At 50.5% G+C, this 20,522-nt stretch carries 11 protein-coding genes and 4 tRNA genes; 13 read left to right on the plus strand and 2 right to left on the minus strand.

Annotation, left to right across the window (positions count from 1 at the left end; all coding sequences use genetic code 11):
- Positions 1-8 precede the first annotated feature (8 nt).
- Together OCU43_RS02890 and OCU43_RS02895 are read right to left on the minus strand one after the other, a co-directional pair.
- Positions 9-1,331, minus strand: a complete 1,323-nt coding sequence (locus OCU43_RS02890; protein ID WP_091360522.1) for an aminotransferase class I/II-fold pyridoxal phosphate-dependent enzyme — start codon at positions 1,329-1,331, stop codon at positions 9-11.
- A gap of 2 nt (positions 1,332-1,333) precedes the next feature.
- On the minus strand, positions 1,334-8,905 hold the full coding sequence (locus OCU43_RS02895) for a type I polyketide synthase (protein ID WP_091360520.1): 7,572 nt from the start codon (positions 8,903-8,905) through the stop codon (positions 1,334-1,336).
- A gap of 260 nt (positions 8,906-9,165) precedes the next feature.
- Here OCU43_RS02895 and OCU43_RS02900 point away from each other — a divergent pair, with 260 nt between their 5' ends.
- The 13 genes from OCU43_RS02900 to thiI all read left to right on the plus strand — a co-directional run bounded on the left by OCU43_RS02900 (position 9,166) and on the right by thiI (position 20,344).
- Positions 9,166-10,569, plus strand: coding sequence for a cytochrome P450 (locus OCU43_RS02900; RefSeq protein ID WP_091360518.1), 1,404 nt, complete (start codon positions 9,166-9,168; stop codon positions 10,567-10,569).
- A gap of 1 nt (position 10,570) precedes the next feature.
- Positions 10,571-11,476, plus strand: a complete 906-nt coding sequence (locus tag OCU43_RS02905) for a lysophospholipid acyltransferase family protein (RefSeq protein WP_091360517.1) — start codon at positions 10,571-10,573, stop codon at positions 11,474-11,476.
- Positions 11,477-11,562: 86 nt separating this feature from the next.
- A complete protein-coding gene (locus tag OCU43_RS02910) occupies positions 11,563-12,054 on the plus strand; it encodes a CinA family protein (RefSeq protein ID WP_091360515.1) in 492 nt (163 codons plus the stop codon).
- Positions 12,055-12,151: 97 nt separating this feature from the next.
- Positions 12,152-13,195 carry a recombinase RecA gene (recA, locus tag OCU43_RS02915; protein ID WP_091360513.1) on the plus strand — a complete coding sequence of 348 codons (1,044 nt, stop codon included), beginning with the start codon at positions 12,152-12,154 and terminating at the stop codon, positions 13,193-13,195.
- A 133-nt stretch (positions 13,196-13,328) separates the two neighbouring features.
- Positions 13,329-13,787 carry a regulatory protein RecX gene (locus OCU43_RS02920; RefSeq protein WP_091360512.1) on the plus strand — a complete coding sequence of 153 codons (459 nt, stop codon included), beginning with the start codon at positions 13,329-13,331 and terminating at the stop codon, positions 13,785-13,787.
- Between the two features lie 209 nt (positions 13,788-13,996).
- Positions 13,997-16,561, plus strand: coding sequence for an alanine--tRNA ligase (alaS, locus tag OCU43_RS02925; RefSeq protein ID WP_175483579.1), 2,565 nt, complete (start codon positions 13,997-13,999; stop codon positions 16,559-16,561).
- Positions 16,562-16,613: 52 nt separating this feature from the next.
- Positions 16,614-17,849, plus strand: coding sequence for an aspartate kinase (locus OCU43_RS02930; RefSeq protein WP_091360509.1), 1,236 nt, complete (start codon positions 16,614-16,616; stop codon positions 17,847-17,849).
- 150 nt (positions 17,850-17,999) lie between these two features.
- Positions 18,000-18,182: a carbon storage regulator CsrA gene (gene csrA / locus OCU43_RS02935; protein WP_019620695.1), complete on the plus strand. Its 183-nt coding sequence runs from the start codon at positions 18,000-18,002 to the stop codon at positions 18,180-18,182.
- A 67-nt stretch (positions 18,183-18,249) separates the two neighbouring features.
- Positions 18,250-18,339 (plus strand) — tRNA-Ser (locus OCU43_RS02940).
- A gap of 4 nt (positions 18,340-18,343) precedes the next feature.
- Positions 18,344-18,420, plus strand: a tRNA-Arg gene (locus tag OCU43_RS02945).
- 71 nt (positions 18,421-18,491) lie between these two features.
- Positions 18,492-18,568: transfer RNA gene (locus tag OCU43_RS02950), tRNA-Arg, on the plus strand.
- A gap of 50 nt (positions 18,569-18,618) precedes the next feature.
- A tRNA-Arg gene (locus OCU43_RS02955) sits at positions 18,619-18,695 on the plus strand.
- A gap of 191 nt (positions 18,696-18,886) precedes the next feature.
- Positions 18,887-20,344, plus strand: a complete 1,458-nt coding sequence (gene thiI / locus OCU43_RS02960) for a tRNA uracil 4-sulfurtransferase ThiI (RefSeq protein WP_091360507.1) — start codon at positions 18,887-18,889, stop codon at positions 20,342-20,344.
- Positions 20,345-20,522 lie beyond the last annotated feature (178 nt).

Raw genomic sequence — 20,522 nt, forward strand, 5'->3', positions numbered from 1 at the left:
CCGGCTAATTACAGTAACGAGGCTAAAGTATTCAGGGTTGTATCGATCTGCTCCTGAGTGTGTTCACAGGAGAGAAAAAAGCGAAGTCGGGCACTTTTTTCTGGCACTGCAGGGTATAGAATCGGTTGTACATTGATTCCCCGATCAAATAATGCTGAGGATATTCTGGCAGCGTTAACCGAGCTTCCAAGAATGACGGGGATAATCGCAATGCCTCTGCTATCCCCGGTATTGAGCTTCAGCGCTTTGGCCTGGGTAATAAAGTATTCTGAAATTGAGCGTAACCGACGTACGCGATCAGGTTCCCGGGCCATTATTTCGAGGGACTTTATCGCAGCCGCTGCAATTGGAGCCGGAATGCCGACACTATAGAGAAAGCCAGGTGACAGGTGGCGCAGGTTTTCCACCAGCGCAGATTCCCCCGCTATAAATCCACCACAGCCAGAGAGTGTCTTGCTCAGGGTGCCCATCCAGATATCAACATCGGTCGCATCTACATCCGCCAGCTCCCGCAGCCCCTTGCCGGAGTTACCGAGGACACCAAAAGAGTGGGCTTCATCCACCATTAGGAAGACCCGGTGCTGTTGCTTCAGTTGGACTAAGCGTTTCAGATCCGGGAAATCGCCATCCATGCTATAGAGGCCTTCGACAATAATCACCACCCGTTCAAACTGGTGCCGTCTCTCCTTTAGTAAGTGTTCCAGGGCATCCAGATCATTGTGGGGAAAGGACAGCCGCCTGGCGCCGGAAAGCTGAGCGCCAACAATTGAACTGTTATGGATATACTCATCGTGAATGATCAGGTCCTTTGCACCGAACAGATAGCCCAGAGTGGATACATTGGTTGCGTGGCCGCTGACAAATACCACCGCATCATCCACACCGTAAGTTCTGGCCAGGGCATGTTCCAGCTCACGATGAATAGGGCGTTCACCTGAGACGATCCGACTGGCGGATACCGAAGTGCCATATCGCTGCATGGCCTGTGTTGCTGCCTGATTGACTTCAGGGTGGCCAGAAAGGTTGAGATAGTTATAGCTGGCAAAGTTGATCAGCTCATGGCCAGCAATAATTGTGGTTGCCCCGGCCAGACCTTCATGGACTCTGAAGAAGGGGCTCTCCACACCGAGTTGTTCTGCTCCCCGGTTGATTATCTGCATCTGGATATATCCCGGGTGCTGATCAAAGCGGCAAAACTTATCGGGAATCGTTGTTTCTTTTAGTGATACAGCGGGTTTAGCTGCATCCGTTTCAGCCTGCTTCAGTTTTCGTTGCAGCGATTGCTGAATCAGTTTCTGTTTCAGGTCACGGGATAGTTTTTTGGCGACCATATTCAGTGCTTCGTCCGGTTACTGTTGCTTTGTTCGATAGAGGAGACAATTTTATCCGTCATCTGGCTATCGGTTGCACCATGCTGAGCGGCTATTTTTTCCACCTCGGCCTGGGCGGTGTTTTCAGTCGATGGATCTTTACCCTTTACCAGACCGATAATTTTGTCTGCCAGCTGAGAAAGCTTGGGGGTTTCCGTTAGTGCCATAACCGGTACCTGAATACCGATGCGGGACTCCAGTGCGGACATCAGTTCTACACCCATCAGAGAGTCCATGCCCATATCATAGATCGATTTATCAGGACTGATTTTGCTTTCAGGGATCATCAGTATCTCACTGAGCTCATGCACCAGGATTTCAACCACGGCTGCATGGAACTCGGTTTCACTCATCTCCAGCATCATCGCTTCCAGATCAAGCGTATCGTCATCATTCTGTTCTGCTTCACTGGCCGTGAGGGCCAGCTCACGGAACTTATTCTGTTGTGCAGTAGGCAGAAAGCGGCTGAGAGCATGCCAGTCCAGTTCCATAACACCCAGGGACTGCGCATCGGTCAGAATGATCTGTTCCAGTATTGCCAGCCCGGTGTCGGAGTTGAGAGCGTTGCCACCAAGCCGGTTTTGTAATGCATCTTTTACGGTTTCGTTTCTGGCCAGGAAGCCTACATCATCGATCGCACCCCAGCGGACACAGGTGGCTGGCAGCTGTAATGACCGACGCGTTGCCGCCAGGGCTTCAAGCCAGTGATTGGCTCCAACATATGCTGCCTGCCCTGGGTTACCCAGCAACGTCGTGGCAGAGGAGTAGAGTATGAATAGCTCCAGGTCCTGTTCCCGTGTTAGTTCATCGAGGTATTGTGCGCCCCGAAGCTTAGCCGCCATGCTGGTTCTTATATGCTCTGCATCAAGGCTGCGGATAAGGTTGTCATTAATCACCGTTGCTGCATGTACCACGCCTTTGAGCGGTGGCATCTGCTCTCCACATAACCCGATAGCCTGTTGTAATGCCTGTTTATCAGTGACATCACAGGCCTCGGCCCGGACATTAATATCAGCGTCCTGACACTGAGCAATAAACTCAGCAGCCTCTTGTGATGTAGCCCCCCGCCGGCTGAGCAGTAGCAGGTGTTTTGCCCCTTTGGCGACTAACCACTGAGCCGTTTTCAGACCAAAGCCACCCAGGCCACCGGTCACCAGATAGGTTCCCTGAGCATCTAACGTTAATGAGCTGTTGTGCTGTCCGTCTACCGGTATCAGAGTATCGGCGTTGAGGCCCTCCTCATAGGAGACAATAATTTTGCCTATCTGCTTGGCCTGTTGCATATAGCGGAAGGCATCAACCACCTGATGGGCATTGAATTTTGTGTAGGGCAGGGGAAACAGTGTCTCCTGATTGAACAGCTCCAGCATCTCTGTAAATAAACGACTGGTCAGTTCAGGTAGCTCCCGTTGTAGCTGATCGGCATCAATCCCGAAGTAGCTGATATTATTCCTGAACGGTCGCAGGCCAATTTTGGTGTTTTCGTAGAAATCACGCTTCCCCAGTTCCAGAAAACGGCCAAAGGGCTTCAGCACTCTGAAATTTTGTTTGATCGCTTCGCCTGCCAGCGAATTAAGTACCACATCGACGCCTTTACCATCTTCGCTATCCCGCAGAATTTCTTCTGCAAAAGTCAGTGATCGGGAGTTGTAAATTCGTTCAGACGGGATACCCAGCAATTGGAGGAAATCCTGTTTTTCTTGTGAACCAGCCGTCACGTAGATCTCAGCGCCAAGCCATTGGGCCACCTGAATCGACGCTATGCCAACCCCTCCTGCTGCTCCGTGAATCAGCACTTTTTCACCGGGTTGCAAGCGGGCCAGGTGGTGAAGCGCATAATAAACAGTGAGGAACGTTGTCGGAATGGTGGCTGCGCTTTCATAGCTTAGCCCTGCCGGAATCGGCGCGATTGAGTAGCAGGTGGCAATGATACGGTTGCTGAAACACGAGGAACCAAAGCCAACAACTTTGTCGCCTGCGCTGAAATTATCTACGTTGCTACCGGTGCGGATAACACGGCCGGAAAACTCCAGTCCCAGTGTTGCTCCGGCAAAACCATTTTCAATCGCCTCATCGGATAAGAGGCCGAGCGCGTACATGATATCCCTGAAGTTCAGCCCGGTCGCCATGACCTCAATCTCGACCTCATCATCAGTCAGTTCCCTGGCTAGGCGAGCCTGCCACTGCAGATTACGCAACTGACCTGGAAGCTCAAAGCCTAATGAGATCAGGTCAGTATCATGGTCATGAGTTGCCTCAGTGGGTTGCTGTTCCCGGCGCAAACGAGGAGCAAAGTAGCTCCCTTGTTCACTAATGAAGAGTTCATGTTCCGCTGAAGGTGTCTGTAGCTCTGCCAAAAGTGCGTCGCTGGCAGCGGTGCTAATAACCGCAGGCAGGTCGATCAGGCGCACCGGGTTAGCTAACGATTCATTCATCAGCGTGCGGCCAAAGCCCCACAGAGCGGCATCTGCAGGTGGAGCGAGTTGAGGCTCAGTCAGGTACTCCTGATCACAGGGATAGATTGCCCCGGTCCCCTGAGTGATAAGCCAGATTTCAGCCTCGCTTTGTAGTTCCTCCAGCACTTGCAACACTTCGGTTGCCTGGACGCAGCGTAACGTCTGACTGGTCAGAGGGTCGGCGTTGTCTCCAAACTGTTCCAGAAGAATGATTCTGGTGATGGGCGTGTTCATCTGCCCGGCTTCCAACAGCTGCTCTTTCAGGGCGGACTGAGAGCTATGATGCATTATCGTTGTTGGATGCACACTGTTGATAGCGGCAGTCAGCTGTTGCTCTTTCTCGTTGTCGCCGCCAATAATCAGCCACTGGCCTGGTATGTTTTCAGCCCCGTTTTGTGTTGAGCCAGCGTTAGTAAGACTCCCGCTAATCAGGAAGAAACTGCTGTCTCCCGCGGTATCAGACAGTGGTTGGAGCTCACCAATGCCTTGCTGTTCCAGGGTTGTTAACCACTGCTCATCGGATGCCTGAACAGAGTGTTGGTTTAACCACCAGTCCTGATTATAACCAAAGGCAAAATCAAACCAGAAAGATGGCTGTATACCACACACCAGTACGGTCGCTCCTTTCTCCAGTAGCGGTTGTAGCTGTTTTAGCAGCTGTAAGCAGTTTGAGGGCAGATAATCATCAAAAGTGAGCACTGCCAACTGGTATGGCGCAACAGCGTCTGCCTGATCCAGTGTAGATGTATTGGCGAGCGGGTAGCGTTCACGCAGATGATCAGCACTTTCCAATGCTGTCTCGTTGTCACTGGCAAAAGTGTAATCTGAAATATTAAAGTTCAGCTCGGAACAGATGCTATAACCAAAGTGGCATTGTGATGAGGCCGCCTCCAATACTCGTAAGCGCTCGCCTGGCTTCAGGTTGCCCTGCCGCTCTGTAATCACCTCTTTTAATGCTGATGCGACGACCGGGTAGACGGTTTGGCTTAACAGGTCTTTCAGCAGGCGCTGATAACTCTCTCTATTGGGTCTTTCATCTGTTTCGTCACTGGTGCTGGCCTGGCTCTGGTCACCAGGAGGCCTGAAAATATCCCGCAATAAGAGCGATGTTCTTCCTGCTAACTGGATAGCAGAAAAGAAATCGGGGTATTCACGAAGTAAGGTATTCCAGATCAGGTTGCTGCTGATGTCCGGCTCGATAAACTCTGCCGTCAGCGAATACTCATTGTCGTTATACTCCAGCACCCCATATTCGCACGCGGATGTCAGGAGTTGACGGCGAATATTACTCAGCTCCGGAGTTTGCAAATTGAGCGCTTCTACTGCATCAGTATGCAACTCAGAGATATCCTCCATCACCGAATGGACAGCCTCTGCCATGGCATGGGCAATCATACTTTCCAGGAGTGGGGCAACTTCATCATTATAACGGCGAATCTGATGCTGCTGGAGCTGGTAGGCCTTGCCAAGTGCCGTGTTCAGTGGCGATAGCAGTGACTTTGGCTCTGCTGATCTGTTGGCAACAGCGGTCAGATGGTAATTGAGATATGCAATCTCCCTGGCACCGGATTTATAGAGCCGGACCGCTTTAAAGCGAACCCCATCCAGCAGTGCAACTGTGCGCCCCTGGGAGTCGAACAGTTCGATTCTGGTTAACAGGGAGTGAGGTGCTTTACGTAACAGTTTTAAATGGGCCAGGGTTGGAGAGGCGCCTGAATGTCTGCTAATCAGAATTCGATCCGCCCGGGATGGAATAAAGGCGGTGCCGCTATTTGTTGCCAGCTCTTCGGTCAGGAAGTGAATGATTAGCTGAATCGCACTATCCAGGACCCCTGGATGGAGCAGGTACTGACTGGCAGCTGCGCTGATTGATTCAGGTAGCGATAACTCTGCTATCACTTCCGAGTCATTTATCCAGCCCTGCGTTACGGCGCTGAAAGCCGGACCGTACTGAAGCCCGGCCTTTAGCGCTAAGCGCTGGTGCTCGTTGGCATCAAAATCAGGTTCCCGTTGAGGTCGCTCAGGTGATTCAGTCAGAAGTGCCGCCCCGGTGGTCTGATGCACTGCACGGGCTTTACAGTTAAGAGTCCATTGATCGGTAACGGTGTAGCTGCGACTGTTAATGCTGATATCGCCTGATTCCGGGTTGACCCCGGTCTGAACGACCTTGCTTTGACCCTCTTCTAAAATCAATGGCCCGAGAATTTCAAACTCTTCTATCTCAATATGGTCGTGCTGGCGGAAGTGGCTTGCTGCATTCAGAGCCAGTTCAATAAAACCCGCACCGGGATAGACAACACTATCTCCGACTTTATGATCTGCCAGCCAGGGGTGGAGAGCTGTATCAAGCTGGCTTTCCCAACACAGAGGGGCGTGTGGGACAGCTGCACCCAGCAGTGGGTGGACTGAGTAACGGTTCAGTAACTGTAATGATTCGACGGTATTGGTATACCAGTAATCTTCATGCTGCCAGGCGTACAAAGGCAGTTCCAGCCGTTGGCCGCAATGGGGAAACCAGCGGGTCAGACTGATAGCTCCGGCCATAAAAACGTCTGCAATGCATTGTTGCAGCTCTTGCAGCGAGCCATTGTTCCGGGTGATTGTCGGAATAACTCTGGCGGTGATGTTGTGCTGACGAATCTGGTCCTGCTGATAGCTGCGCAGCACAGGGTGGGCGCCAACCTCAACAAAACAGTTGTTTCCCTGGTCAATAAGAGAATCAATTGCCTGCTGAAACAGCACCGGCTGACGGATATTCTGCCACCAGTATTCAGCATTAAGCTGAAGACCATCGAGAAGTGAACCGGTGACAGTGGAAAAATATGGGATCCGGTTTTTTTCTGGTTTTATGTCTGACAGTGAATGCAGCAGTTGCTGTTCAATCGGGTCCATAGATGGACTGTGGAAGGCATAATCCAGGGGTAGCCGGACGTTGAATGTATTATCACCGCTTAGTTGTTGTTCCAGACGTGCAAGTTGATCAGGGTCTCCTGCCAGGGTAACACCTTTGCTGCTGTTAATGCCTGCGAGGTGAATGTCTGAGTATTCTGCTTGTTGCAGGAGCGATAACGTTTCCTCTGCACTCAGAGCCGCGGCAGTCATCGCTCCCTGTCCCTTGGTTGTTCCCTGACACAGGCTGCGGAAGTAGATTACTTTTACGGCGTCTGCCAGGGTGAGTGCGCCACAGGCCCAGGCTGCCGCCACTTCACCGACGCTATGGCCGGTGACAGCCACCGGTGTAATCCCCTGATCGTACAGGTGTCTGGTGATACCTGCCTGGATTGCAAACAGGGCTGGCTGGGCAATCTCAGTATATTGGAAACGATTCTCACCGTTCAGACCATTAATCTCATCAGCCAGAGAGAAATCAGCATAGTGTGAAAATAGTTGATCAATTTCGGCAATGGTTTCGGCAAATACCCGGGAGGATGCCAGTAAAGATTTACCCATGGTTTGCCACTGGCACCCGTTACCAGAGTAGACAAACACTGCACCAGGTGAAGAGATAAGCCCCTTACCTGTGTATATGCCTTCGCTATTCAGGGTTTCGGGTTGCTCTGCAAAACGGTGCAGCTTGCTTGCTGCGTCTTTTGAATCACGGGCGTATAGCAGAAGCGCTTCATCGTAACGCTCTTTCCGCAGATTGTAGTTCCAGGCTATATCGTATAGCGATATAGATTCGTTGCTTTCAATATAGGTTGCCAGACGTTTTGCATTGTCTTGCAGTGCCTGGTCTGTTTTACCACTGACGATTAACGGTAGAGATTCAGTCTCAGTTGTTTTCGTCCGGTCACTAATTGCTACAACTTCATCGCTTTGCAGAATGACGTGGGCGTTCGCGCCCCCGAAACCAAATGAGTTAATGCCGACAGTGATCATGCCATCATGTTTGAGAGGTAATAGCTGATCAACAACCTGAATATTCCATTCATCGAACTTTATTTCAGGGTTGGGCATTTTCATACTGATCGTTGCGGGTACCGCCCGGTGTTTCAGAATCAGTAAAGCTTTAACCAGACTGGCAACCGCTGAGGCTGTTTCGAGGTGCCCCAGATTACTTTTTACCGAACCGATTGGCAGGGGCCGTTGGCGTTTTTTACCGATGGCATTACCGATAGCACGGGTTTCAATCGGATCGCCAACCGGTGTGCCTGTCCCGTGTGCTTCCAGATAGTCTACCTGGTCAGCAGTGATGCCCGCCTTCTGATAAGTGTGTTCCATCAGAGCAGTCTGAGAGTGGCAAGAGGGGATGGTTATGCCTGATTTGCTACCGTCGGTATTAACCGATGAGGCTGCAACGACCGCGTAGATAGTATCGCCATCTGCTTTCGCCTGGTCATAATCTTTTAGCAGAAATACCCCACCGCCTTCAGAACGAACATAGCCGTTGGCTGACTCATCGAAAACTTTACAGCGGCCATCTGGCGACAGCATGGTCGCTTTAGAAAAAATGATAAATCCAAACGGGTGAAGGTGGAGGCTTATTCCCCCCGTCAGGGCGGATGTGACTTCGCCACTGAGGATCGACTGACATGCCTGATGGAAGGCTACCAGAGTTGATGAACATGCCGTATCCATCGAAATGCTTGGCCCTTTCAGGTCAAAGCTGTAGGAGATCCGGTTGGAGGCGATGCTGGAGGTATTGCCCGTTGCGGTTGATGAGTTGATAACACTCAGGTCATCACTCATGCGATATGAATAGTCAAGACTGGAGATGCCAAAGAAAACGCCAGTGTCTGACTTTCTCAGTTCAGATGCTTTGATTCCCGCATGCTCAATCGCTTCGCTGGTCATCTCCATTAGAAACCGCTGTTGCGGGTCCATGACGGCCGCCTCACGGGGCGAAATGCCAAAAAAATCTGCATCGAAACCGGCAATATTGCCTAATGACCCCGCTTTGAACGTGTAACTGCTGCCGGGATGGTTCTTGTCAGGATGAAGAAGAGTGTCAAAAGCCCATCGTTCAGCCTCTACTTCAGTAATAAAGTCTTTTTTATCAACCAGATCCTGCCAGAAGGTATCTGTGGTGGTTTGCGGCAGGCGGAATGAATAACCAATAAGAGCAACACGTTTATCCATGCTTAATAATAACGTCCAGTAGAGCATATCGATGGGCTACCTATTCTAAAGTAAATGTACCCCTGATATAAGAGATAATGAGTTATGTGACTGTCTTTTCTGCAATGGCTAACGAGAGCGTATAGAATTCTGTTACAGTTCTTTCGGGGAATACGTCTGTAGTCTGCGACTCTTCCGATTGGCGGATGTTTAAATATTTACTTCACTGCTTCAGTGGGGTAGTTATCTCCAGTCACCATATTGTGAGTAGAAAAACAGCTATGAATACACCTGAGAACCAGGCTCTGTTTGTCCCGGTTATGGCGCCGAGACCTAACTCCTTCAGTTTATCGCTGTGGAATCTGCCGGCCTTTCGCAGAAACATGCTATCGATCTGGTCAGATAAAGCGTACCAGGCGAGAAAAATGTCATTCCGGCTGTTGAATCAGGACTACATCCTGTGCAACTCGCCGGATACGGTCAGGCGAGTTTTTCTGGATCGACATGATATTTATGATAAGAAAAGCCCTCAGATGCGGCATGCGCTGGAACCGTTGCTCGGAGATGGGTTGTTTGTGAGTGATGGGGCGTTGTGGCAGGAGCGACGTAAAGCGTGCTCGCCACCATTTGAAAGCGTTTATCTGCCCGGGTTTGCCAAAATTATGTCAGGTTCAGCAGTTGAGATGGCAGACCGGTGGGCAGCATTACCGGATGGTTCTACCGTCGATGTCCTCAATGAGATGGCGCGTCTGACAGCGCAGATTATTGGACGTACCGTGTTTGGTGATGATGTCCCGGACCAGGATGCCGCTAAAGTGGTGAGTGGTTTTACCGAGTATCAGCAAACGATCAACCAGATCGATTATGCAGACACCTTTGGATTGCCATTTTTACGCCGGTTAGGAAATCCTTTGCGGCGAAAAAAAGCTGCCAGGGCAACCGCGGAAGTGCATCAGGTCATTGACCAGATTATTGATCGCTTTAAGCGCGGCAGGAAACCAGAGCGGTTGACTCTGCTATCAGCATTATTGGAGGGTGATACTGCTTCCAGTGGTCAGGGGGGCTGCCCTATGAGTGCAGAAGCCGCCAGGAATGAAGCGATAGTAATGTTTATGGCGGGCCACGAAACCACTGCTAATGCGCTGGCATGGACCTGGTATCTGCTGGATGGCTGCGAACGATCGCGCAGCAAAATGTATGCTGAAATTGATCAGGTATTACAGGGGCGAACCCCTACCTTTGAAGATGTGGCAAATCTGCCTTTTACCCGCGCAGTGTTTGAAGAATCTCTTCGTCTTTATCCGCCAGTGCCTCTGTTGAGTCGTCAGGCGCGTAGTGAAGACGAGATTCGAGGAAGTAAAGTCAAGGCCGGAACTATTATGCTGGCGCTGCCCTGGTTGCTGCATCGGCATGAGAAAGAGTGGGATAACCCTAATGCATTCTACCCTGAGCGTTTTATGCCGGGTAACCCTAAGCCCGACAAATTTACCTATATCCCCTTCAGCGTAGGGCACCGGGTCTGTCTGGGGTTACGTTTCGGCCTTACGGAGGGAATTTTGTGCCTGGCTACCCTGGCACAACGTTATCGTCTCAGTCTGCCCGATAAGCATAAAGTGGATATTGAGTGTCGCTTAACGTTACGCCCTAAGGGAGGCTTGCCAATGATTCTGAGCAAAAGGCGGTGATATGGCTGAGAAAGGGTTTTCTTTACAGCAAAAGGCGGAGCTGTTTCTGGCCAGGTTGCTGCGGTTTATGCCTATCGATGTCGCTTCAGACATTGGTGCCTGGCTGGGACGCCGGAGTGCCCGTAAAGCGATTCGGTTGAAGCGTAAATGGGTGGCACGCTTACATCAGAATTTTGAACGTTTAGAGGGGATCCACGATCCACAGGCTCGGGAGGGGAGGATAATTGAGCATATTGAGCATATTGGCCGGGTCTATGCCGAGTATCCGGTTTTGCATAAGATCGCAGCGGAGCGTTTAACCGTTCGGGGAAGTGAACATCTGAGTAATATCAATGGCCCGATTATCTGTGTCAGCGCGCATACCGGGCATTGGGAGCTAATGGCTGAGGTAATGCGCCGTCATGACATTATGGGAGCCGTCTTGTATGACCCTATTCCCGATAAGGCGCGCTTGCAGCAGGCATTGAAAATTCGCAGGTATTTCTGCCCTGAAGATACCGGTAATCGTCACATACCAGCATCTCCGACCGCTGCACGAGAACTGCTCAGCTGGCTGAAATCCGGGCGTGGTTTACTGCTCTATATTGATGAAGAAAAAGATGGACTGGTCTGGTCTCCCGCACTGGGCAGGCAGCTTCCATTTGCCGGTAATCGGGTAATGGCGGCTAAGCTGGCGGTAAAACACGATGTGCCACTGATTCCTATTCATATTCAGCGAAAAAACGGAGCTCATTATGAGGCGGTTATTGAGGCGCCGATTGTGGTGGGTGATACTTCAAGCCGATTGCGCGCGACAGAAGATGTGGCTGCTCAGTTGAATGATGTATTGGAGCGCTGGGTTAAGGAGGATTTAGGTCATTGGTACTGGTTAGCGCAGTTAAATCTGGACAAACCTTTTCCAGGGTAGTGTTCTGAAATAGTAAAGATATGAGTATCGCCGAAGAGCGGTTGGGTAAAATAGCTTTTGCGAAATTCGGTGACAGGAATAGTTGAATGGATCACAGGCAACTGGTTAAAACTCTGGCGCAGCTGGCAACGGATCAGCGGCTCCTTATCGCCACCGCTGAGTCCTGTACCGGGGGCTGGGTGGCGCAGGAATTGACCGCGCAGGCAGGTAGTTCTGACTGGTTTGAATGTGGCTTCGTTACCTATAGTAATGAGGCTAAAACCCGGATGCTGGGTGTCCCTGAGGCGCTGTTTATCAGTGATGGTGCGGTCAGTGAGGCCGTGGTGAAGGCGATGGCTCAGGGGGCTGTGGATAACAGCCGGGCAACGTTGAGTGTGTCAATAAGCGGTGTGGCAGGCCCCGGTGGTGGAACCCCGGAAAAGCCCGTAGGCATGGTATGGATGGCCTGGTATTTCGAAGGGCGTGAGGTGCAAAGTCGCTGTTTCCGGTTTTCGGGTGATCGCCACTCGGTACGTCAATCGGCGGTCAAAGAGGCTTTAAAAGGGCTTATAAAACAACTAACTAAAAACACTGTATAAAAAAACATATTTTTTACTTGCAAACGGAACGCGCTATGTTAATAATGCTGGTCAAACATACAGTATTTTAACTGCGCTGCAGAGATAGGTCATTACAATGGATGCGAACAGACAGAAAGCACTTGATGCTGCCCTGAGTCAGATTGAACGTCAGTTTGGTAAAGGTGCCGTAATGAAGATGGGGGATCATCCCCGGGAAGCGATTCCGGCAATTTCTACCGGCTCATTAGGGCTTGATATTGCACTTGGAATTGGCGGCCTGCCGACTGGCCGGATTGTTGAAATCTATGGTCCTGAATCCTCTGGTAAAACAACACTGACGCTTCAGGTTATCGCTGAAGCTCAGAAGATGGGCAAGACCTGTGCCTTTGTTGATGCTGAGCATGCACTGGATCCGGGGTATGCGGAAAAGCTGGGTGTGAATGTCGATGAGATGCTGGTTTCTCAGCCAGATACCGGTGAGCAGGCGCTGGAGATTACCGATATGCTGGTGCGCTCTAATGCGGTGGATGTGCTGGTGGTGGACTCTGTTGCTGCGCTGACGCCTAAAGCTGAAATTGAGGGCGAGATGGGAGACTCCCATATGGGCCTCCAGGCACGGCTGATGTCTCAGGCACTGCGTAAACTCACCGGTAATGTTAAGAATGCCAATACTCTGGTTATTTTCATTAACCAGATCCGTATGAAAATCGGTGTTATGTTCGGTAGCCCTGAAACCACAACCGGTGGTAATGCCCTGAAGTTCTACGCTTCTGTTCGACTGGATATCCGTCGCATAGGGGCGGTGAAACAGGGTGATGAGATCGTTGGTAACGAAACCCGGGTTAAGGTGGTTAAAAACAAAGTATCGCCGCCATTCCGCGAAGCGGAGTTCCAGATTATGTATGGCGCAGGTATCTACCATATGGGTGAGGTGATCGATCTGGGTGTTAAGCATGGGTTTGTCGATAAGTCCGGTGCCTGGTATGCCTATCAGGGCACCAAAATCGGTCAGGGTAAGGCGAATGCAGCTAAATATCTTGAAGAGCATCCCGAAGTGGCTACCGAGGTGGAGGCGGCAATCCGCGAAAAACTACTGGCCGTTGTGAAGCCAAAGGCGAAAGAGGAAGAAGCTGAAGCTGAGCCGCAGCTGGATCTGTAAAGGTTGTATCAGTTTTAAATAAAGGAGCCGAATGGCTCCTTTTTTGTCCTCGCCAAGCTGCTGTGGCGGTTAACCGCACGCCAAGGTAGTTAAGAGGTTCTTTTTATATGCAACAGTGTAGGCAGGAGTGTTTATGTACCAGACCCAGTCTGAAGCAAAAAATGCGGCTATCGGCTTGCTGGCGCGGCGTGAACACTCGCGCAAAGAACTGCGGGATAAGCTTGCGGGTCGTTGTGAGGAGGTCGATCTTGAGGCTGTTCTTGATGATCTGGCACGCAATGGCTATCAGTCTGATCAGCGTTTTACCGAAAGCTTTATCCGCATGCGGGCAGGGCAGGGGCAGGGCTGGGTAAAGATCCGTTTTGAGCTGCAACGCAAAGGCATCGACAATGAGCTGGTTGCTGCTGTGTCTGAGGCGGCAGAGATCGACTGGTTTGCTCTGGCGCAGGAGATGTACCAGCGTAAATACCGAACCGGGCTGGACCGGTCTGACTATAAGGAGCGGGCAAAACGAATGCGCTTTATGGCACAGCGGGGCTTTACATCGGAACAGATAAGCTATGCTATTGAGTCAGCATCGGAGTGGGAGTGAATACCCGGGCCTGCCATTAGGTTGATCATTAACGTTTCGCATTGAGAAACGCCCCTCCGAAATAAAAAAATTCGTAGATTTAATCGTCTCGTTATATACTACTTCGCCATTTTTATAATGAATTCCATGCCTGTTTCTAAGTTTCTGTTTTGTATCAGAAACAGGTCTGGTGACGGTTAGGTATTAGAGCGACTAAAGCTATGAAAAATATGACAAGTGCTGAGCTGCGTCAGGCCTTCCTGGGATATTTTCAGTCCCAGGGGCATGAAATTGTAGAGAGCAGTTCACTGATTCCCGGGAATGACCCCACCCTGATGTTTACCAATGCGGGGATGGTGCAGTTTAAGGATGTCTTCCTCGGTAGCGAGAAACGCTCATATAGTCGTGCGACGACCAGCCAGCGCTGTGTGCGTGCTGGTGGTAAACATAATGATCTGGATAACGTCGGCTATACAGCCCGCCATCATACCTTTTTCGAGATGCTGGGTAATTTCAGCTTTGGCGATTATTTTAAACGCGACGCAATCCGTTTTGCCTGGTATTTCCTGACTGAAATTCTGGAACTGCCAAAGGAAAAGCTCTGGGTAACCGTGCATATTTCCGATGATGAGGCTGAAAAGATCTGGAAGGATGAGATGGGGATCGATCCAGAGCGGTTTTCCAAGCTGGATGAAGACAATTTCTGGTCGATGGGCGATACCGGTCCCTGCGGTCCTTCAAGTGAGATCTTTTATGATCATGGTGCCGATGTCTGGGGTGGTCCTCCCGGAAGTCCTGAAGAGGATGGTGACCGCTATATCGAGATCTGGAATCTGGTATTTATGCAGTTCAACCGGTCTGCTGACGGGTCTATGGAACCACTGCCCAATCCCTCTATCGATACGGGGATGGGGCTGGAGCGTATTGCTGCAGTGTTGCAGGGCGTTCACTCTAACTATGAGATCGATCTGTTTCAGAATCTGTTGAAAGCGGCGTCTGCTGCTGTTGGCTGTAAAGAGACCGATACCCAGTCGTTGCGGGTTATCGCAGACCATATCCGCTCCTGTGCTTTCCTGATTTGCGATGGAGTCATTCCGTCCAATGAGGGGGCTGGCTATGTGTTGCGTCGGATTATCCGTCGGGCGGTGCGTCATGGTAACAAGCTGGGCGCTACCGGGCCGTTCTTTAACTCGCTGGTGGCTGCGCTGGTAACGGAGATGGGTGATGCCTATCCTGAGCTGAAAGCGAAACAGGCTCAGATTGAACGGGTGTTGCTGAAAGAGGAAGAGCAGTTTGCCAAGACGCTGGATCATGGCCTGCGCCTGCTGGAAGAGGTTATCGAAGATCTGAGCGGCGCAGAGATTCCCGGTGAAACGGTGTTTAAGTTATACGATACATACGGCTTTCCTGTCGACCTGACCGCGGATGTCGCCCGTGAGCATAAATTAACCGTCGATATGGATGGTTTTGATCAGGCGATGGAAGATCAGCGTAATCGTGCTCGTGCGGCGGGTAAGTTTAACGTTGATTACAATGATTCGCTCCGGCTTGATGGTCAGACTGAATTTGTTGGTTATACCCAGCTGAATGGCTCCGCTAAAGTTGTGGCGCTGTTCCGTGATGGTGATTCTGTTGACCAACTGGCTGCCGGTGATAAAGGCATGGTGGTGTTAGATCAGACGCCTTTCTATGGTGAATCCGGTGGACAGGTGGGTGATCGGGGTGTGCTAACCGCGAATGGCACTGAGTTCCGGGTTGATGACTGCACTAAAGAATCAAAGAATCACCTGCATCATGGTGTGCTCGTCAGTGGCAGCCTTAACGTAGGTGATGTGATTGAGCCTCAGGTTGATAGCGCTAAGCGCCGTGCCACGGCCGTTAACCATTCGGCAACGCATATTCTGCATGAAGCTCTGCGCCGGGTTCTTGGTGAGCATGTGCAACAGAAAGGTTCGCTCTGTGATGCTGACCGGTTGCGTTTCGACTTTTCGCATTTTGAGGCTGTTAAACCGGAAGAGATTCAGCAGATTGAACAGATCTGTAATGAGCAGATTCGTCTCAACTCCGAAGTGCAGACGCAGATTATGGACCTTGAGGCTGCCAGACAGACCGGTGCTGCTGCGTTGTTCGGTGAAAAGTATGAAGATACTGTCCGGGTTCTGACCATGGGCGAAGGCTTTTCAGTCGAACTGTGCGGTGGAACACACGCTCAGCGTACGGGAGATATCGCGCTGCTTAAAATTGTTTCCGAGGGCGGCATTGCGGCGGGTGTACGCCGTATCGAAGCAGTGACAGGGGCGAAAGCGCTGGAGTATATCGATCAGTCGGCGGTGCAGCTGGAAGCGAAGCTGCAGGAGCAGATCAGCAAGAGCCGGCAGCTGGAAAAAGAGCTTGAGCAGATGAAAACCAGTCTGGCTGCTGCCAAAGGCGCAGATCTGCTGAGTAACGCCATCGATGTTAATGGTGTGAAGGTATTGGCTGAGCAGTTGGACGGTGTTGATCCAAAAGCACTGCGTGACACCATTGATCAGCTGAAGAATAAGCTTGGTAGTGGTGTTGTGGTTCTGGCAGCAGTAGCCGATGGTAAGGTAAGTCTGGCTGCTGGTGTTACTAAGGATCTGACTGGTCAGGTTAAAGCAGGTGATCTGGTGCGTACGCTGACCGCCCGTCTGGGGGGTAAAGGGGGCGGTCGTCCTGATTTCGCTCAGGGCGGAGGTACCGATGTTAGCGCTCTGCCAGCGGCACTGGCTGAAGTACGACAACTGATTGAACAAAGCTTTAATGACGGCTTGTAATAAACGCATGTAATAACTGAAGCTGAAAGGCTGATGAAGGGAACAGATAAGTATGGCCCTATATGTACAGAAATATGGTGGAACCTCTGTCGGTAGCGTTGATCGAATTCAGGGTGTAGCTGATAAGGTTAAGGGGTTCCGTGACGCTGGGCATGATATCGTGGTGGTTGTGTCCGCCATGAGCGGTGAAACAAACCGTCTGATTGCTCTGGCGAAAGAGATGCAGGATCAGCCAAGTCCCCGTGAGATGGATGTACTGGTCTCAACGGGGGAGCAGGTTACCATTGCGCTGCTGTGTATGGCGCTTGAGGCGCGTGGCGTCAGTGCGCGTTCTTATACCGGTGGCCAGGTGAAAATTCTGACTGATGATGTGCATATGAAAGCACGGATTCAGGATATTGAAGTTGAGCGCATGCGTGCCGACCTTAAACAGGGGCGGGTTGTGGTTGTGGCGGGTTTTCAGGGTGTGGATCCTGATGGCAATATCACCACACTGGGTCGTGGAGGCTCTGACACCACCGGTGTTGCGCTTGCTGCTGCTCTGAAGGCTGACGAGTGTCAGATCTATACGGATGTCGATGGCGTATACACCACAGACCCACGGGTTGTGGAAGGCGCACAACGTATGGATAAGATTACTTTTGAGGAGATGCTGGAAATGGCCAGTCTCGGTTCAAAAGTACTGCAGATTCGCTCGGTCGAGTTTGCGGGTAAATATAATGTGCCGCTGAGGGTTCTGCATAGTTTTCAGGACGGTCCTGGTACACTTATTACAACAGAGGAAGACGATACAGTGGAAAAACCGGTCATCTCAGGTATTGCATTTAACCGCGATGAAGCAAAACTGACAGTTCTGGGCGTGCCAGATATTCCCGGTGTCGCTTCTCGTATTTTGGGGCCGATCAGTCGCGCTAATATTGAAGTTGATATGATTCTTCAGAACATCGCTGCTGATAACTCTACTGACTTCACGTTTACCGTGCACCGGAATGACTTTGCTGCTGCGCAGGAAATTCTGCAAAAGATCAAAGAAGAACTGGGGGCTCGGGAGATCGTAGGTAATAATAAAATTGCCAAGGTATCCATTGTTGGTGTGGGTATGCGATCTCATGCTGGTGTTGCTAGCAAGATGTTTGATACATTGGCGGGCGACAACATTAATATTCAGATGATATCGACATCTGAAATTAAGGTTTCTGTTGTGATTGCAGAGAAGTACCTTGAGTTGGCTGTGCGCGGTTTGCACTCAGCTTTCGATCTGGACGCGGCTGATACAGTTAGCGAATAAACTTATCATCAGTGGTCTATAGTTAGACCATTGATGGACAATTATAATGTTTAACGCAAGGTCACCCTGCGGCAGCCCGTTGTTACGCTATAATGCAAACAGGAGAGGTCAGGTCTGTAGTACTTGTCTGTTAAATAAGGAGATTTTTCTATGCTTATTCTTACTCGCCGAGTTGGTGAAACCTTGATGGTTGGAGATGACGTTACCGTTACGGTATTGGGCGTCAAAGGAAACCAGGTACGTATTGGTGTTAACGCGCCTAAAGATGTATCTGTCCATCGTGAAGAGATCTATCAGCGTATTCAGAAAGAAAAAGAGCAGGATAGCGAATAATTTTTCTTTTCTGGTTTTTATGCTTTTCTTTTGAAAATCAGTATTGTACTATACGCGCCGTTGTTTAGGTGAGCTGGCCGAGTGGCTGAAGGCGCGCCCCTGCTAAGGGCGTATAGGGGAAACTCTATCGAGGGTTCGAATCCCTCGCTCACCGCCATTTAGCGCCCGTAGCTCAGCTGGATAGAGTACCTGGCTACGAACCAGGCGGTCGCACGTTCGAATCGTGCCGGGCGCGCCACTTTCAAGGGATTATTTAATAATCGCTCAAAAGTGTTTAAATAATGGCGGAGACAACATTTTTTGGGTTAAGCGCCCGTAGCTCAGCTGGATAGAGTACCTGGCTACGAACCAGGCGGTCGCACGTTCGAATCGTGCCGGGCGCGCCACCCCATCAAATATCCCGTTCTGTTTTTCCTGCTTTATTTTTTTCCTGTACGCGCCCGTAGCTCAGCTGGATAGAGTACCTGGCTACGAACCAGGCGGTCGCACGTTCGAATCGTGCCGGGCGCGCCACTTTTTCTACTCCCTCCTGACAGGGCTCTTCTTTGAAGTAATATTCCGGAGTTGCCATATCATATGGCAGAGACGCTGATGGCTTAAATCTGCATACCTGACAAGCGGCCTCCTGATAATTGTATGAATTTTGTCCCCTCTTCGCGGCAATGTATAATAGCCGGCCTTTTAACCCTGTGCAGAAGTCAAACATGAAATTTATCGTCAAGCTGTTCCCTGAAATCACTATCAAGAGTAAGCCCGTGCGTAAGCGCTTTATCCAGCGCCTGCAATCTAACCTGCAGGTGACGCTCAAGCGCATTGATAATGATATTAAGGTGCGGGGCTTGTGGGACCGGGTTGAGGTGGAACTTCCCTCCGCAGACCGTGAGCTGAGGGCTCGGGCGGTGGAGTTGATGTGCTGTACGCCGGGCATTCAGCATATCCTCGAGGTGGATCAGTATCCGCTGGGCACGTTTGAAGAGGTTTTTCAGATCACCAGAGAGGTGTACGCAGAGCAGGTCAAAGGGAAAACCTTTGTCGTGCGTATCAAACGGGGTGGCAGGCATGAGTTTAAATCCACCGATCTTGAACGATATATCGGTGGCGGCTTATTAGAGCATTGCGAAACCCGGGGGGTCGATCTGCATAACCCTGAGGTGACTGTTAAACTTGAGATCCGTGATCAGCAGCTGTTTCTGATATCACATCAGCACAAAGGGCTGGGAGGCTACCCGCTGGGCACGCAGGAGGATGTTATATCGCTTATCTCCGGAGGTTTTGATTCGGTTGTGGCCAGCTATATGACGATGCGCCGGGGGAGTAAAACCCATTTTCTGTTTTTTAATCTCGGTGGGCGGGCGCATGAGATCGGCGTGAAGCAGATTGCACTTTATCTGTGGCAGCGATATGGCAGTGCGGCCCGGGTTAAGTTTATTTCAGTGCCTTTCGATGAGGTGGTGGGAGAGATTTTGCAGAATGTGCATCACACCCATATGGGGGTGATTCTGAAACGGATGATGATGAGGGCAGCGGAGAAAGTTGCCGACCGTATGAAGCTGCCGGCGTTTGTGACCGGCGAAAGCATTGCTCAGGTGTCAAGCCAGACACTGATCAATCTGCAGGTGATCGATTCTGTCACTTCTAAGTTAATCGTGCGTCCGCTGGTGACTATGGATAAGCAGGATATTATCGATATCACTAAAGAGATCGGGGCTTATGATTTTGCCAAGAATATTCCCGAGTATTGCGGTGTGATCTCTGATCGTCCGACAACTAATGCAAAACTGGAGCGAATCGAGGAGGAGGAAGCTAACTTCGATTTTGATGTTCTGGCACAGGCACTGGAGAATACTCAGGTGATCTTCATCGATAAGATTGTTGAGGATATTAATATCCATACAACTATTGAGGCATTGACCCGGGTGGGCGAGAATCAGATGATTATTGATATCCGCCACAGTCGGGAACAGGAGCGTAAACCCCTTAATATGCCTAAGGCTGAAGTGTTGGCGATCCCGTTTTTTGATCTTGAAACAAAATTTCAGGAACTGGATCAGGCCAAGGAATACCTGTTGTATTGTGATAAAGGGGTTATGAGTCAGATGCATGCTCAGAACCTGCAGGATAAGGGGTTTGGTAACGTAAAAGTGTATCGTCCTGAGGTGTAAACCGGGCGGTAAAAACGTTGTTAGTTAAGATCGTAAGTTGACGTATTTTCGCTGTTTTTTGTAGTTTATTTACAGAAGTTTGCGGCACTTTTTATGCATTAATTATATTGTAACCAGTTGCCTGAAAGGTTTATTTCAGGTTTAATTGTTCACCATTTATTAACTGTTCATCTGTTCT

It is taken from the genome of Amphritea atlantica (genome assembly GCF_024347255.1).
In the GTDB taxonomy this organism is placed as follows: domain Bacteria; phylum Pseudomonadota; class Gammaproteobacteria; order Pseudomonadales; family Balneatricaceae; genus Amphritea; species Amphritea atlantica.

Coding starts and splice junctions, on each gene's coding strand:
- OCU43_RS02890 (WP_091360522.1), bottom strand. CDS start 1,331: ATGGTCGCCAAAAAACTATCCCGTGACCTGAAACAGAAACTGATTCAG.
- OCU43_RS02895 (WP_091360520.1), bottom strand. CDS start 8,905: ATGGATAAACGTGTTGCTCTTATTGGTTATTCATTCCGCCTGCCGCAA.
- OCU43_RS02900 (WP_091360518.1), top strand. CDS start 9,166: ATGAATACACCTGAGAACCAGGCTCTGTTTGTCCCGGTTATGGCGCCG.
- OCU43_RS02905 (WP_091360517.1), top strand. CDS start 10,571: ATGGCTGAGAAAGGGTTTTCTTTACAGCAAAAGGCGGAGCTGTTTCTG.
- OCU43_RS02910 (WP_091360515.1), top strand. CDS start 11,563: ATGGATCACAGGCAACTGGTTAAAACTCTGGCGCAGCTGGCAACGGAT.
- recA (WP_091360513.1), top strand. CDS start 12,152: ATGGATGCGAACAGACAGAAAGCACTTGATGCTGCCCTGAGTCAGATT.
- OCU43_RS02920 (WP_091360512.1), top strand. CDS start 13,329: ATGTACCAGACCCAGTCTGAAGCAAAAAATGCGGCTATCGGCTTGCTG.
- alaS (WP_175483579.1), top strand. CDS start 13,997: ATGACAAGTGCTGAGCTGCGTCAGGCCTTCCTGGGATATTTTCAGTCC.
- OCU43_RS02930 (WP_091360509.1), top strand. CDS start 16,614: ATGGCCCTATATGTACAGAAATATGGTGGAACCTCTGTCGGTAGCGTT.
- csrA (WP_019620695.1), top strand. CDS start 18,000: ATGCTTATTCTTACTCGCCGAGTTGGTGAAACCTTGATGGTTGGAGAT.
- thiI (WP_091360507.1), top strand. CDS start 18,887: ATGAAATTTATCGTCAAGCTGTTCCCTGAAATCACTATCAAGAGTAAG.